The 13,828-nt window shown below is 56.4% G+C and carries 17 protein-coding genes and 1 pseudogene; 10 read left to right on the top strand and 8 right to left on the bottom strand.

The features are described from left to right. Positions 1 to 3: 3 nt before the first annotated feature. The 4 genes from KGB29_RS11310 to KGB29_RS11295 form a co-directional block, all read right to left on the bottom strand. On the bottom strand, positions 4 to 981 hold the full coding sequence (locus KGB29_RS11310) for an ABC transporter permease (RefSeq protein WP_057715545.1): 978 nt from the start codon (positions 979 to 981) through the stop codon (positions 4 to 6). Then, entirely contained in the window at positions 978 to 2,531 is a 1,554-nt protein-coding gene (locus KGB29_RS11305; RefSeq protein ID WP_150812526.1) for a sugar ABC transporter ATP-binding protein, read from the bottom strand. The genes KGB29_RS11310 and KGB29_RS11305 overlap by 4 nt, the downstream gene beginning before the upstream one ends. Positions 2,532 to 2,586: 55 nt before the next feature. Then, the gene (locus KGB29_RS11300) at positions 2,587 to 3,543 is read right to left on the bottom strand and encodes a sugar ABC transporter substrate-binding protein (RefSeq protein ID WP_057715547.1); all 957 of its coding nucleotides are present in this window, start codon (positions 3,541 to 3,543) and stop codon (positions 2,587 to 2,589) included. Positions 3,544 to 3,734: 191 nt separating this feature from the next. Further along, the gene (locus KGB29_RS11295) at positions 3,735 to 4,196 is read right to left on the bottom strand and encodes a hypothetical protein (RefSeq protein WP_150812525.1); all 462 of its coding nucleotides are present in this window, start codon (positions 4,194 to 4,196) and stop codon (positions 3,735 to 3,737) included. 352 nt (positions 4,197 to 4,548) lie between these two features. On the opposite strand from KGB29_RS11295, the gene KGB29_RS11290 reads away from it, so the two are divergent. The 3 genes from KGB29_RS11290 to KGB29_RS11280 all read left to right on the top strand — a co-directional run bounded on the left by KGB29_RS11290 (position 4,549) and on the right by KGB29_RS11280 (position 6,782). Further along, positions 4,549 to 5,637: an asparaginase gene (locus tag KGB29_RS11290; RefSeq protein ID WP_057715549.1), complete on the top strand. Its 1,089-nt coding sequence runs from the start codon at positions 4,549 to 4,551 to the stop codon at positions 5,635 to 5,637. Between the two features lie 181 nt (positions 5,638 to 5,818). Continuing rightward, positions 5,819 to 6,088, top strand: a complete 270-nt coding sequence (locus KGB29_RS11285; protein WP_150812524.1) for a DUF1654 domain-containing protein — start codon at positions 5,819 to 5,821, stop codon at positions 6,086 to 6,088. A gap of 4 nt (positions 6,089 to 6,092) precedes the next feature. Further along, complete coding sequence (locus KGB29_RS11280) at positions 6,093 to 6,782, top strand: endonuclease (RefSeq protein ID WP_150812523.1); 690 nt, start codon at positions 6,093 to 6,095, stop codon at positions 6,780 to 6,782. Between the two features lie 84 nt (positions 6,783 to 6,866). Here the strand turns inward: KGB29_RS11280 and KGB29_RS11275 are convergent, their stop codons facing one another. Continuing rightward, the gene (locus tag KGB29_RS11275; RefSeq protein WP_150812522.1) at positions 6,867 to 7,232 is read right to left on the bottom strand and encodes an SPOR domain-containing protein; all 366 of its coding nucleotides are present in this window, start codon (positions 7,230 to 7,232) and stop codon (positions 6,867 to 6,869) included. Between the two features lie 250 nt (positions 7,233 to 7,482). Between KGB29_RS11275 and csrA the strand changes: the two genes are divergently transcribed. Further along, a complete protein-coding gene (gene csrA / locus KGB29_RS11270; RefSeq protein ID WP_007975691.1) occupies positions 7,483 to 7,674 on the top strand; it encodes a carbon storage regulator CsrA in 192 nt (63 codons plus the stop codon). 185 nt (positions 7,675 to 7,859) lie between these two features. Here csrA and KGB29_RS11265 read toward each other — a convergent pair whose 3' ends face one another. Then, the gene (locus KGB29_RS11265) at positions 7,860 to 8,315 is read right to left on the bottom strand and encodes a DUF2214 family protein (RefSeq protein WP_150812521.1); all 456 of its coding nucleotides are present in this window, start codon (positions 8,313 to 8,315) and stop codon (positions 7,860 to 7,862) included. Positions 8,316 to 8,518: 203 nt separating this feature from the next. Between KGB29_RS11265 and KGB29_RS11260 the strand changes: the two genes are divergently transcribed. Further along, positions 8,519 to 9,271, top strand: a complete 753-nt coding sequence (locus KGB29_RS11260) for a carbonic anhydrase (protein ID WP_154860600.1) — start codon at positions 8,519 to 8,521, stop codon at positions 9,269 to 9,271. Between the two features lie 75 nt (positions 9,272 to 9,346). Here KGB29_RS11260 and KGB29_RS11255 read toward each other — a convergent pair whose 3' ends face one another. Further along, the gene (locus KGB29_RS11255; protein ID WP_056722222.1) at positions 9,347 to 9,541 is read right to left on the bottom strand and encodes a hypothetical protein; all 195 of its coding nucleotides are present in this window, start codon (positions 9,539 to 9,541) and stop codon (positions 9,347 to 9,349) included. Between the two features lie 251 nt (positions 9,542 to 9,792). Here KGB29_RS11255 and KGB29_RS11250 point away from each other — a divergent pair, with 251 nt between their 5' ends. Further along, positions 9,793 to 9,999, top strand: coding sequence for a hypothetical protein (locus KGB29_RS11250; RefSeq protein WP_150812519.1), 207 nt, complete (start codon positions 9,793 to 9,795; stop codon positions 9,997 to 9,999). A gap of 250 nt (positions 10,000 to 10,249) precedes the next feature. Here the strand turns inward: KGB29_RS11250 and KGB29_RS11245 are convergent, their stop codons facing one another. After that, positions 10,250 to 10,906 (bottom strand): trypsin-like peptidase domain-containing protein, encoded by a 657-nt coding sequence (locus tag KGB29_RS11245; RefSeq protein WP_150812518.1) that lies wholly within the window; start codon positions 10,904 to 10,906, stop codon positions 10,250 to 10,252. 565 nt (positions 10,907 to 11,471) lie between these two features. Here KGB29_RS11245 and KGB29_RS11240 point away from each other — a divergent pair. From KGB29_RS11240 to KGB29_RS11225, 4 genes and pseudogenes are all read left to right on the top strand, one after another. Beyond that, a complete protein-coding gene (locus tag KGB29_RS11240) occupies positions 11,472 to 11,612 on the top strand; it encodes a hypothetical protein (protein WP_159389615.1) in 141 nt (46 codons plus the stop codon). A gap of 483 nt (positions 11,613 to 12,095) precedes the next feature. Beyond that, on the top strand, positions 12,096 to 12,368 hold the full coding sequence (locus tag KGB29_RS11235; protein ID WP_223473717.1) for an integrase: 273 nt from the start codon (positions 12,096 to 12,098) through the stop codon (positions 12,366 to 12,368). 341 nt (positions 12,369 to 12,709) lie between these two features. Continuing rightward, positions 12,710 to 12,918 (top strand): annotated as a pseudogene (locus KGB29_RS11230) (hypothetical protein). Positions 12,919 to 13,266: 348 nt separating this feature from the next. Further along, entirely contained in the window at positions 13,267 to 13,704 is a 438-nt protein-coding gene (locus KGB29_RS11225; RefSeq protein ID WP_150812517.1) for a glycine zipper domain-containing protein, read from the top strand. Positions 13,705 to 13,828: the final 124 nt, after the last annotated feature.

The raw sequence follows: 13,828 nt of genomic DNA, 5'->3' as shown, positions 1-13,828 counted from the left end.
GACTCAGGTCCGCCGGCTTGCGCGTTGACTGCGATAAGTATCCAGCACCACCGCCACCACGATCACCGCGCCGGTAATGATGCGCTTGGTCGGTTCGGTTGCCCCGATCTGCGCCAGCCCCGCGGCCAGCACGGAAATAATCAGGACGCCAAAAAACGTGCTGATCACCGAGCCGCGCCCGCCCATCAGGCTGGTACCGCCGATCACGACGGCCGCGATCACCTGCAATTCAAGACCGGAGCCAGCATTCGGGTCGGCGGCTTCCAGGCGAGAAATCTGGAACAACGCCGCAACGCCGGCCAGCAACCCCATCAGGCTGAAGACCAGGACCTTGTAAGGCTTCGGGTTGATCCCCGCCAGTCGCACGGCCTCTTCGTTGGTGCCGATACCGATCAGGTAGCGACCGAACACCGTGCGGGTCAACACGGCCTGGGCGACGAAAATGATCAGCAACGCAATGATGAACGACGGCGAAATGCCGAAGGCAATCGGATTGGACAGCCAGGCGAACGCATCGCCGATGTAGGCCGTACGCGAACCGGTCATCTGGTACGCCACACCGCGAGCCATTTCCAGCACGCCCAGGGACACGATGAATGATGGTATCCGCCACGCCACAGTGATCGAGCCGGTGATGGTACCGGCAAGCGCCGCGACGGCCATGCCCAGCAGGGCCGCCGGCAGCACGCCCCAGCCCCACCCAAGAATCGCCACGCTCACGGTCGAGGCCGCCAGCGCCAGCACCGAGCCCACCGACAGGTCGATGCCACCGATGATCAACACAAAGGTCATGCCGACCGCCAGCACCATCAGGTCCGGAATCTGGTTGGCCAGGGTGCTGAAAGTATCGTACGACAGGAAGTGACTGCTCAGCACCGAGAACAGCACGATCATCGCCAACAAGGCACCCGCCAGCCCCAGATAGGTGCCCAGGCCGTAGAAGTTGCCACTGCGTTTGCCGGCATAAGAAGCGGTATTCATGGAAGATCCCTAGGCGCGGCTTCAACGAGCTGCGCATCACGTTTTTGGTAGCCGGCGAAAGCAGCGGCGAGCAACTCATCCTGGGTCCAGCTGTCGCGATCGAAGGTATCGATCAGGCTTCCTGCCGACAGCACGCCGATCCGGTCGCAGATCAGCATCAGCTCGCGCAAGTCGCTGGAGACCACCACCAGCGCCTTGCCCTGGCGGGTCAACTCACCGAGAAGGTTGTAGATATCGAACTTGGCGCCGACGTCGATGCCGCGGGTCGGCTCGTCGAACAGCAACACCGAGCAATCGCGCTCCAGCCAACGGCCGATGACGACTTTCTGCTGATTGCCGCCGGACAACTCGGACACCAGTTGTGCCGGACCGGAACTGCGAATGCGCATGGCGTCGATCTGACGCTGGGCCAAAGCGCGCTCCTTATCGTTGTCGACAAAGCCCGCGCCGGAGATGCCGGGCATGTTGCCCAAGGCGATATTGGCGCCGATCGACTGCGTCAACAAAAGGCCTTCGCCCTTGCGATCTTCAGTGATCAACGCGATGCCATGCCCGACCGCATCCACTGGCGAACGCACATTGATGACCCGCGCCGGCGCCCCCAGGGCAATCGTGCCGCTGTCGGCGATATCCGCACCGAAGATCAGACGCAGCAATTCGGTGCGCCCCGCGCCGATCAAACCGGATATCCCGAAAATCTCTCCGGCACGGACTTCGAACGACACGTCGCGAACCTTGTCGGACCGGCTCAGGCCCTTGACCGTCAACACCGGAGCGCCAATCTTGCGCGCCCCCATATCGATATGTTCGCCGAGCTCGCGGCCGACCATCAGCGTGACCAGTTGCTCGCTGTTGTAGTTGGCCATCGGCTCGACACAGACCAGGTTGCCGTCGCGCAGCACGGCAATGCGTTGCGCGACTCGCGCCAACTCTTCGAGGCGATGGGAGATGTAGATGATCGATACGCCGCGAGCCTGCAGGCGGGTGATCTGCTCGAACAGCATTTCGACTTCGCGGGCAGTGAGCATCGCGGTCGGCTCGTCGAGAATCAGCACATGACAATCGCCAATCAGGTTGCGCGCGATCTCCACCATTTGCTGGTGGCCGATGCCCAGCTCGCCGACCAGGGTGTCCGGGTCAATGGCGTCTAGCCCGACATGGGCCATGGCCTCGATGGCGGCCTTGCGCAACTGCTTGCGACTGATCCAGCCGCCCTTGCTGGGCAAGTTGTCGAGAAACAGGTTTTCCGCCACCGACAGGGTCGGCAGCAGATTGAGTTCCTGCATGACCATGCGGATACCCAGCGCTTCAGCCTGAGCCCGGCTACCCGGACGATAGTCCTGCCCCTGATACTGCATCTGGCCGGTGGTCGGCGTGACCAACCCGCCAATAATCTTCGAAAGCGTGCTTTTGCCCGCACCGTTCTCACCGGTCAGCGCCAGCACTTCCCCGCGCATGAGCGTCAGGTCGATGCCGGCCAGGACCGGTTGGGCGTAAGTCTTGCCGATACCACTGACCGAAAGGACAGCGTTCGGAGCGCAAACTGACATAAAAACTCTCCATGCGCCCGTCCGGCTGGACGAGCGCCGTTACGTCGCCAGAAGGCTACTTGGTGACCAGTTCTACCGGCGTTTCAATCACGCCATTGGCGCCGCCGTCGACCTTCTCGCCCTTGAGAATCTTCAATGCAGTCTCGATGCCGAACACCGCCTGTTTAGCCGCGAACTGGTCCGCAGTGGCCAGCACGCGACCATCCTTGAGCATCGGCTGGATGGCATTGATGTTGTCGTAGCCGACCACCTGCACCTTGCCGGCCTTGCCCGCGGCGCGCACCGCAGACACCGCACCGACCGCCATGCTGTCGTTGCCGGCCAACAGGGCCTTGGTTTGCGGGTATTCGCTGAGAATCGACGCGGCTACCTTGTTGCCCTTGTCGATCTCCCAGTCTCCGGATTGCAGGGACACGACCTTGATCTGCGCCGCCTCCATCGCATCCTTGAAACCTGCGGTTCGCTGCTGGGCATTGGTGGTGGTGGACACACCTTCGATGATGCCGACTTCGTCACCGGCCTTCAGCTGTTTGGCCAGGTAGTCCCCCACCAGCCGTGCGCCCTTGCGATTGTCCGGGCCTACGAACGGAACATTGATGTTTTTGCTTTTGACGACGGCAGGGTCCAGCTGGTTGTCGATGTTGATCACGGTGATACCGGCATCGATGGCTTTCTTGATCACCGGGACCATGGCCTTGGAGTCTGCCGGCGCAATCACCAGTGCATTGACCTTGGCCAGGATCATCTGCTCGACGATACGCGTCTGGCCTGCGGTGTCGGTTTCATCCTTGATGCCGTTGGAGATGAGGTCGAATTCGCCGGAGTGATCTTTCTGGTAGGCCTTGGCGCCGTCTTCCATTGTCAGGAAGAACTCGTTGGCCAGGGATTTCATGACCAGTGCGACTTTCGGTTTTTCAGTGGTTTCAGCAAAAGCCGAAGAGACAGGCAATGCAGCGGATGCAGCAGCCAACATAGCGACAGCGAGAAGACGTCCAGCGAATGGCAGCTTCATGGGTTCACTCCGATCTTATGATTATTGTGAGCAACGCTTGCGCTGGCGTAAGCTTCACGGCCCGCTGCGATGAAAAGCCATCATTGGAGCAGCGCAAACGTTTGCGTGAACCAAACTATGCGAACCCTGCCGGTATTTGTCAACGACCTGAAAAGCGCTTTCAGCTATGTTTGGCGAAAAACGGCATTCAGCTATGCCGTGGTATTGACCACCGATCCCGTGCCAGAACCCTTGGTCATTTCCTTTATCAGGCTCGCACTCACTTGCAGGATGGCGCCGTTGGTGTCGGCAACTTGCCCCTGTATGGCTGCTACTGCTGTGGTCTTGGCTTCCGGGGTTGGATAGGACGCTGCCTGGGCTTGTGCCAGTTGCTGCTGTTGCTCGCGCAATTGCTGCTGCAATTCCTTCAGACGCTTGAGCAAGACCTTCACCGCGATGCTGGTGTTATCGCTGGTTTCCGATTCGGCCTGTACGCCGGCACTCTCCCCCAGACCTACCGGGCCCGTCTTGACCTGGTTGCCGTCGCTTTCCTTTGCACCCAGCGCTTGAGCAGCCGAATCAGCGGCTGCGTCGCTCAAGGCACGAGGGGTAGTGGCCGATTTGCCAGCGATGGTGATGCCGGCGGCATTGGGAATGCCAACAGATAACGACATGTGAACTCCCGAAGAAAAAGATCCCTTGAAGGAGCATCGACCGGCTCGGGCGTTTCTTTAGTCATGACGGATGATTTGACCTGTTTAAATCCTAAACAAGACCGCGATCCGTTTCGGAGAGCCGAACGCGAAAGTTAAACATGTTCGGCATTCCGGACGCCCAGCCCCGAAACCGCTCTGGACACAAACAGCAATATCGTTACAAATCATTAACTTAGGTGTGTTTTTTCAATTCAGCGTATTACTGGTACAGATCCTGCTCTTCCCCTCGCACCCCCGGCGTTCAGATTCGCCCGGGGCGTATCTAGATGAACCTGCATCTGCACCGTCTCACAACTAGAAGAGAAAAATAATGACATCTGCACTCAAGACCTTTGTTCCGGGCGCCTTGGCCCTGCTGCTGCTCCTGCCCACCGCCCTTCAGGCCAAAGAAGCCGAAACCCAACAGAAACTGGCCAACGTGGTGATCCTGGCCACCGGCGGCACCATTGCCGGCGCTGGCGCCAGCGCCGCCAACAGCGCAACCTATCAAGCGGCGAAAGTCGGCATTGAACAGTTGATCGCCGGCGTTCCTGAACTGAGCCAACTGGCTAACGTTCGCGGCGAACAGGTCATGCAAATCGCCTCCGAAAGCATCACCAACGAAAACCTGCTGCAACTGGGTCGCCGCGTAGCCGAGCTGGCCGACAGCAAAGACGTCGATGGCATCGTGATCACCCACGGCACCGACACCCTGGAAGAAACGGCGTACTTCCTCAACCTGGTGGAAAAAACCGAGAAGCCGATCATCGTCGTAGGCTCCATGCGCCCAGGCACCGCGATGTCCGCCGATGGCATGCTGAACCTGTACAACGCGGTGGCCGTGGCCAGCAGCAAAGACGCGCGAGGCAAAGGCGTGCTGGTGACCATGAATGATGAAATCCAGTCGGGTCGCGACGTCAGCAAAATGATCAACATCAAGACCGAAGCGTTTAAAAGCGCCTGGGGTCCGCTGGGCATGGTGGTAGAAGGCAAATCCTACTGGTACCGCCTGCCAGCCAAGCGTCACACCATGGATTCCGAATTCGACATCAAGACCATCAAGAGCCTGCCTGACGTCGAGATCGCCTATTCCTATGGCAACGTCAGCGACACCGCCTACAAGGCCCTGGCTCAGTCCGGCGCCAAAGCCATCATCCACGCCGGCACCGGCAATGGCTCGGTATCGTCGCGAGTGGTGCCCGCCCTGCAAGCCCTGCGCAAGGATGGCGTGCAGATCATTCGTTCGTCCCATGTCAACGCCGGCGGTTTTGTACTGCGCAACGCCGAACAGCCTGACGATAAATACGACTGGGTCGTGGCCAACGACCTGAATCCGCAAAAAGCCCGGGTCCTGGCGATGGTCGCGCTGACCAAAACCAATGACAGCAAAGAGCTGCAACGGATGTTCTGGGAATACTGATTCGCCCTCGCCCGACCGGATCCGGTCGGGCACCCCGTGCGCCATTCGCCAGCCTTGGCGAGTGGCTGCCGCGGATCTTACAAAAAAAATCCCTTCGCCTTACGCCAAACGGAACAAATCGCTGTCAGAGGATTTTCTTGGTTTTTAAGCAGTTGCGAAATGGCCTACAGTTAAATACTGTATGCACGTACAGCTTAATAAGGATAATTCCGTGGACACCACCTCAGCCTCTCTCGACACCTATGTACGCATGGGCCTGCGCGTTCAGAAAATCATCAACTCCCCCACCGCACAAAAAGCCAGGGCAGCGTTGATCTTCCGCCTTCCCGACGAGCCGGTGGATGAATGGGAACGCTTACTGGAAGAAATAGACGAAAACGACAACGTCACCCTCGCCTATCGCGACGATGGCGGTGTGCAGATTTTCTGGGTTGTGCCGAAGGAAGATTGAGTCGATGAGTGTTCGCTGGTTTGCTTTGCTGTTTCTGTTTTTTGTCATGGGGGCGCAAGCCGACGCGCCGCGCACTTTTACCGAAGCGAAAAAGGTCGCCTGGAAACTCTACGCGCCCCAGTCCACCGAGTTTTACTGTGGCTGCAAGTACACCGGTAACCGGGTGAACCTTGCAGCCTGCGGTTATGTGCCACGTAAAAATGCCAAACGCGCATCCCGCATCGAGTGGGAGCATATTGTTCCGGCCTGGCAAATCGGCCATCAACGCCAGTGCTGGCAAGAGGGCGGTCGCAAGAACTGCACCCGCTACGACCCGGTTTACCAGAAGGCCGAGGCTGATTTGCACAACCTGGTGCCCAGCATTGGCGAGGTCAATGGCGATCGCAGCAACTTCAGCTTTGGCTGGCTGCCCGAGCAGTCGGGGCAATATGGTTCCTGCCTGACCCAGGTCGACTTCAAGGCCAAGAAAGTCATGCCCCGCCCTTCCATTCGCGGCATGATCGCCCGGACCTACTTCTACATGAGCAAGCAGTATGGCTTGCGCCTGTCGAAACAGGATCGACAACTGTACGAAGCCTGGGACAAGACCTATCCGGTACAGGCCTGGGAACGCCAACGCAATCAGAGCGTGGGGTGCGTCATGGGGCGCGGCAACGAGTTCGTCGGCCCGGTAGACATGAAGGCCTGCGGCTGAATCCAGGACGGGACACTGAAACAAAAAAGGCCCCGGCGCTAAACGCCCGAGGCCTTTTTTTGTTTCTTCAACGTCTGCGCTACGTTATTGAGCGGCTGGACGCTCAAGCACCAGCAATTCGATGTTCTGTTTCTTCGAGCGAGTGAGCGCCGCGCGAACTTCATCCTGCTTGGCTTCGGCTTCGGCTTTCGAATTGAATGGCCCCACCAGGATTCGGGTATTGCCATTCTCCTTGACGACACTGGACATGAAACTGTGCTCGATCAGCCAGCCACTCAGATCACTGACCGCCTGAGGGGTTTCACCTCGCACTTCAAGATCCCATTGCGGACCGGACACTGGCGCGGGTACGGCAGCCATGGCCGGCTTGGGCTTCGGCGCATCCACACGGCTGCCTTCGCCACATCCCGCCAGTGCCAATATCGCGATGATCAAAACCATTTTGCGCACGACGCTTCCCTCCAAATGCATAAAGCGGCGATTTTAACACCCATGAATACTTCACGAGTGCCGTAAAATGGGCTCAAAACAACGAGATTGATGATTGCGGCCTCTGTATAGTTACGTCTTGGGAATTAATGCCGCATCTGCGCGTCAGAAAGAGGCACCCAAACCACGAGACTTCGCACTAATCTATACATACCACCGACCTCTGCACTGTCCGAATCAGGTGCCCCACAAAGCAATCAAGGAGAAGACCATGCTGATACTCACCCGCAAAGTCGGTGAAAGCATAAACATTGGTGATGACATTACGATCACCATCCTGGGCGTAAGCGGCCAGCAAGTCAGGATCGGCATCAACGCTCCGAAGGACGTTGCAGTGCATCGTGAAGAAATTTACCAGCGCATTCAGGCCGGCCTGACCGCCCCGGAAAAGCCGCAATCCTGAATCCCGTTGCAGTCAGTAGCCAGCCCGTTCAGTCCGGAATCACGGCTGGCTAAAGATTCAGCACCCCATCGCCCCGTGCTTTCGCCCCCACTCAACCCCCAAGGGTCGATACTAGCGGCAAGCTCCATCCTTTTGCTGTCAGACTTTTCTGGTTTACCCCAGGGAAGGATGCGTTCACTGCGCAGTCAACCAAGCATCACGCCTCGCGCCATACCAGTCGCTGCCACCACCATCAGCAACACCAGCAGCGCCTCGATATGACTGATCCGTGCAAACAGCTTCGCACGGCCGGTATCGATCGCCACTTTACGGGCAAGCGCTATCCGCCATTTGATCAGCGTCACCATCGGCGCAATCTCCAGCAACAAGATCAGGACGAACAGCGTCATCTTCAGATGAAACAGCGGCTGATGCAGGTAATAGTCCGCGCCCTTCTCGTACCCGCCAAAGGCTCGCACCCCGCCACTGATCAATAAAACGACAGCTGAAATACCCCAGATATTGTCCGCCATCAAAACACTGCGCACCTCTGTGGCGCCATCTGCCAAACGCCGAAAAGCCGTACCTCGAACCAATACCGCCCAGAATCCCAAGGCAAATGCCAGAAGATGAACCGCCGCCAGAAACCATTGAGTCAGCATCGAGAAACTCCTGCCAGGTCGAAGTTGTATGAGCCTGTCAGTAGTAGCCCATGAAATGGCTGCGTGCACGCCATCCGCAGACAATGCCCGGAACACAATATGACAGACCTACTAGACTCCACTGCGCCGGTATTGAGCGTCCATGGCAGTACCCGCCCCAACAGCAACTCACTCTCACCCCATTGAACTGAGTAAACAAAATCATGTGTAAATCATGTGATTCAAGCTCTGCTTCAAACACAACAGGCCGTCGTCGTTTTCTTCAATTTGCCGGATTGAGCGCAGGCGCCCTGCTGCTGACCGGCACACTGCCCGGCAAGATCATCCAGGCAGCCGAAAAAGCGTCAGCCCCACCCAAACCTCAAAACGTAATCAGTCCCGACTTGGCGTTGAAAAGACTGATGGAGGGCAATGCACGATATGTAGGCGGCACTTCCACGACGCACGATTTCAAGGCAGAGCGAGAGGCCTTGGTGTCCGGCCAAAATCCGTTCGTGGCCGTGCTGAGTTGCTCTGACTCGAGGATCGCCCCGGAATATGCGTTCGACACCGCGCGCGGCGATCTTTTCTCCATCCGCGTTGCGGGCAACTTCGTTACGCCGGAAGGCTTGGCCAGTCTTGAATACGGGGTTGCCGTACTGGGCGCCCCGCTGATTCTCGTACTCGGGCATGAGAGTTGCGGTGCCATCGAGGCCGGTATCAAGGCGGTCAAGGATCAGACGATTTTCCCCGGTCATATCCCGAAACTGACTGACGCACTCAAGTCGGCAGTCGAGGCAGTACTCAAGCAGCCCGGGAACTTGATGGAAAACGCCACCGCGCAAAACGTCAAAAATTCGGTCAACAGCCTGAAACAGGCCTCGCCATTGCTGACTGATGCGCAGAGTAAAGGCGCGCTCAAGATCGTGGGCGGTATCTATCGCCTGGCGAGCGGCAAGGTGGAGTTGATCGCCTGATCCGCAATGCGCACGCCCCCAGCATCGGTGCATGACCCCGCATGCAAAGAGCCCAGCGCGACGGCTGGGCTCTGGTTATCTTCGGTTTTGCATCATTTTATCCGCGAGGACTCTGGCCCTCTCGATCAACAGGTTCTGCCTGTCCTCGTGAGTAGCCTCGCCCACAATCGGGGCAGTCAGATTGCTTTCGGCAATCAATGCAGCGCAGAAATATCGATCCCAGACAGCCGTGTCCACAGGTGCCTGCTTGCTCATTTGATCGGCGTTCATAGGCGGCTCCTTTTGATAACGTCGCCTTGCTAGTTTACGCCTGAATAACAAAAAATCCGGACCATCATTCACAGGTACCCGCCATTCGTCGCCTACCGGAACACAACGAGGAATTCGCCCGTATCCGTGGCTTGAGGCTTGCTAAGATCGCCCGTAGCAGCGCCGGAACGACAGGATTCTGACGCCGCAGCCATTCAATCAATGCTTAAGGACGCCAGCGATACGCTTGGTCAGTCACCGGGAGATGTAACGTGTCAACGCTCAACGAAATCGCAATGAACCACGCGAGAATGGCCAAGGAAAAAGCAGGAAAGTCGACCGAACTGAGCGAGCGCCACCTCCAGATCGTAGGGAACTTCGAAGTACCGTCCATTGAAGTACAACAGAACATCCCAATGCACCTGATCGCGGGAGCACAGGAAGGCCACCACGGCCTTGCAGCGACCTTTGCCCTCTGACGCCTACTGAGGCTGGCGACGATCTGAACGATTACCTGGCAATCACTGGTGGCCCGGTATCCGCTCAGCAATCGTCGCGCGTGCATCAACGTTCACGTTGTCCAGCGTGAACGAGCCAGATACTTTGTGAACACCCTGAAGAAATCCAGGACAACAAAAAGGGCCCACCTTTCGGTGAGCCCTTCCAGGCCGCCCATCAGAGGGGACTTTGTCGGGTACGCGCGATGGCCAATGGGTTGAAAGCTAAAAGTTATTTCGCGACATACTTCGCGCCGTGCGGGTCGTCAAGTTTTGCCTGCAATATCCCCCACTCGCGCTGAATGATCGAGTAAGGAATAAAGATGCTGATCCTCTCAGCCCCCTTTACGCCGGAGTGATTGCTCACATCGTTCAGGGTGGTTGAATAGAAACCAATATTGATGCCGACAATACAGCCGTCACTTGTGATGACCGGCCCACCCGACATGCCCTTGATCAGTGGGGCATCATGGATGGCATAGAGATCACCGCTGTGTTCGGCGGTATTGACGAAAGGCGTTTGATATACCTTGCCCTTCCCGGAAGTGGTCATGAGGTAAGGACTCGCCCCAACGGCAGTTATGCTCTCGCCCACACGCGGTGCGCGCCATGACGGGTAGCGGCCGTTGGCCTTGTGCAGGATGAAGACGAGATCACAACCTGTGCTGCAGCTGTACTTCACGTTGGGGATGAACGGAGTGTGACGGGTGGTTACGGCGTAGTCATCGTTCCACTGCACGGCCGAGGCCATGTATAGATACGGTGCAGGAAAGCCCGAGTAGACTGAAAAATATGAATCACTCGCAGATCCCGAAAAGTCGGGTTTTACGATGCCGTTGCATCCTGCAGTTACAGCTCCAATTAAAAAGTAGGCCATGATCTTGATCATGATATACCACCGACTTAATAGGGAGAATGTGACTGTTTTTTGTTGTCAATATTTTGTCTTTTATCGGGTTGCAATACTCCTCGCCGCCTGTTCTAGTTTGACGCTTTCTTACTTATGGCTGAGTTTGTAATGGGCCGTATGAATAAATCGCGCTAAGACCAATCGCTTTTCTAACAACTTTAAAAGTTCAAATATTTGGCGCCTGAAAAACGTTAAAGACGAGAATAAAAATCAAGAGTTGCTATAGACTCCCTCGCTAATGGCGCCAACGGTCATGGGAAGTAGCACCTACCTGAATCATTCGCCATGCCCGTTACCCACAAAAGCAACAAGAAGGCTGAAGGCAATCCAGTTGTCCTGCACTACAGCGGCGCCGTAACTCACTAACGAAACTCAATGACTGCCGACGGATCAGCACCCATCCTTTTTTTCTCTCCCGTTAAGCCCGCCCATACGGGGTTTGTTCGCCTGCCACCTACAGTTCGCCTGCTACCTACAGTTCGCCTGCTACCTACAGTGTGCGCACCTCTTGGGCTACGCTTTTTTTGTGCATGGAGGAAGCGCGATGCCAGAATGTCTTATCGCCGCCCCGCTCAATCCTTCCGACGAAGATTTTATTGCCTTCGATGAAGTTGCTGCCTGGATCGACCAGCGCGGCTATAAGTGTGTATCTGATCGCATCAACAGGCCGATGCTACAAACTTGAGTATTTAACAACCCCCAACGCCTGCCTTCTAACAATCTGACGATTATCAAATTAACTCGCATGGAATGTGTAGTGTTTGACTTACTAACAAGCAGCGGGGAACGTGTTATTGGCAACGAGGAAATCCTTATGAAGTTAAATAAGGAGCCTTATAATTACAAAGGATTGCCCATGCGCCACAGTAGACTGCAAGCGAAATCCAAGAAGTTCACTAAAGGCGACAACCTCCTCCGTTCAGTAAGAAGCCGTGTTTACTGCTGATCATGTGCATCAATCATCACTTGAATGGCGTTTACCCTGACCAGTTGCTGGCCATTCAGTAATCCATCTGAAACACACCAGGCCGGGCAAGCGGTAATGACTTTACCCAGAGCAGCGCCAAGTGTCCCGAACACAACCCTGAAAAAAATTGACATTGAGCCTGCCGGTGAACGGCAGGCGATAAATCGCTATGAGGGCCACGCTACGTGAGGTTGTCGGTGAATGCCTGCGGTCGCCACTGGCGTCACCGCGCCTGATCCACTACAAGCCCGGGGCGCCGCGCACGCCTACGACCACGTACCGGCCGGCGAGCGCCCCACTTTTCATGAGATCCGAGCCCTGGGGACATGGCTGTACGAACGGAAGAAATTCCCACAGGAGTCCTTCCAAGCGTTGACGGGGCATGCAGATGAGAAGGTGACGAAGCACTATCAGGAGGGGCACGACGAAAAGAAGATCGAGTATGTGGAGTTGGGCGCCAAGTTGGCGTTTTGAGTGGGGGGGTGCAAATTGCAGACAACAAAAAAGGGCCCACCTTTCGGTGAGCCCTTCCAGACCGCCCAGCAGAGCGGATTTTGTTTGGTAGGCGCGATTGGACTCGAACCAACAACCCCCACCATGTCAAGGTGACCGGTAAACAGTCATAACGCTTTGATCTATAAGAAAAAATAAGACTTTTTCAACCCCCTCAAAACCGCCACATCTCCCTATAAGAATCAATAACTTAGCGTTGTATATTCCTACAGTAGTGCCACCTTTCTGCGGCGTTCTGTCGACCTACACTCCAAGCCCACAGGTCGCCCCTGCTACGCTGAAAACTCCAAGGAGAATTCGCGATGCCAAACTCTGACCTGCTCCCTTCCCTGCTCTTCAAGATCAATGAAACCAACTCGCCCTGGAAGCAGCCATCATGGAGCTTTCGAACTGGGTCGAGCAGCGCGGGTCGGCCGATGTCGCCGATAACGTACGCTGCTCCCTAGAAGCCATCGACAAGAATGAGGAGTTCATCAAGATGACGCTCGCGGTGATAATGGCGCCGGAGTGACTGCAATCGATTAATGGAGTCCAGTAAGTATGACCCGTTCTCGCTCGTCACAGGCTCAAAAAGACCTCGCCAATATTCTCGGTATAAAGATAACCAAAGACACGTTCGATGTAGCTGCTGCACGCCTCTTAGATCATGTGGCCGCCGCCATCAGGCATGAACCGACCGAGCCATCGGCGACATGCAAAGGGCCTATGGGGGAGTGCCCACAGGTCATAATTGATCAACAAGCGGCTGCGCTAATCACAGATTGGTTGATCCAAATTTATGCACCGTCAAATACCTGTTGACCTGACTGATTCGTACCAACAAACTTTCTTTCCTTGGGTATTTCTATAGGTTTGTCTGATGCGTAAATCATTCACTGTCGTTGCATTAAGCCTTCTTGTATCGCAGTACTCCCTCGCTGGCGAAGCCACCAACACAGCTATCGGTGGCGGTGTCGGTGGAGCCCTTGGAAGCGTCGTCGGTCAGGCTGTGGGGGGTAGCACCGGCGCTGCGATCGGAGCCGGCGTAGGTGGCGCAGCTGGGGGCGCAATGACCGCGAAGAGTGGCAACAAGACCGAATCAGCCATCGGCGGCGGGCTCGGTGCAGCGGGTGGTCAGGTAATCGGCAACAGTGTTGGTGGTTCCACTGGTGGCCTGATCGGCGCTGGACTGGGCGGCGCAGCAGGTGGTGCTATCGGCAACAATCTGGCCAACGATAACGATCACGATAACGACCACTACGACCACAAGCATAAAAAGAAGTACAAGAACAAACATAAACACAAACATGACGACTGATCTCGGATTCCGAGATTGAGCAATTGGAAGCTTTGTTTCAAAAGGGAGTGGACGTGGCTCTCTCCCTTTTGGTCGTATTTCAAACTGGGCACTCATTGGTGCGCCTTTCTGCACTGACGAAACG

Origin of the sequence: Pseudomonas sp. BF-B-30, assembly GCF_019956305.1 — a bacterium.
GTDB lineage: Bacteria > Pseudomonadota > Gammaproteobacteria > Pseudomonadales > Pseudomonadaceae > Aquipseudomonas > Aquipseudomonas jessenii.
Note: the sequence above shows the minus strand (reverse complement) of the source record. Positions and strands in the feature narration are given on the sequence as shown.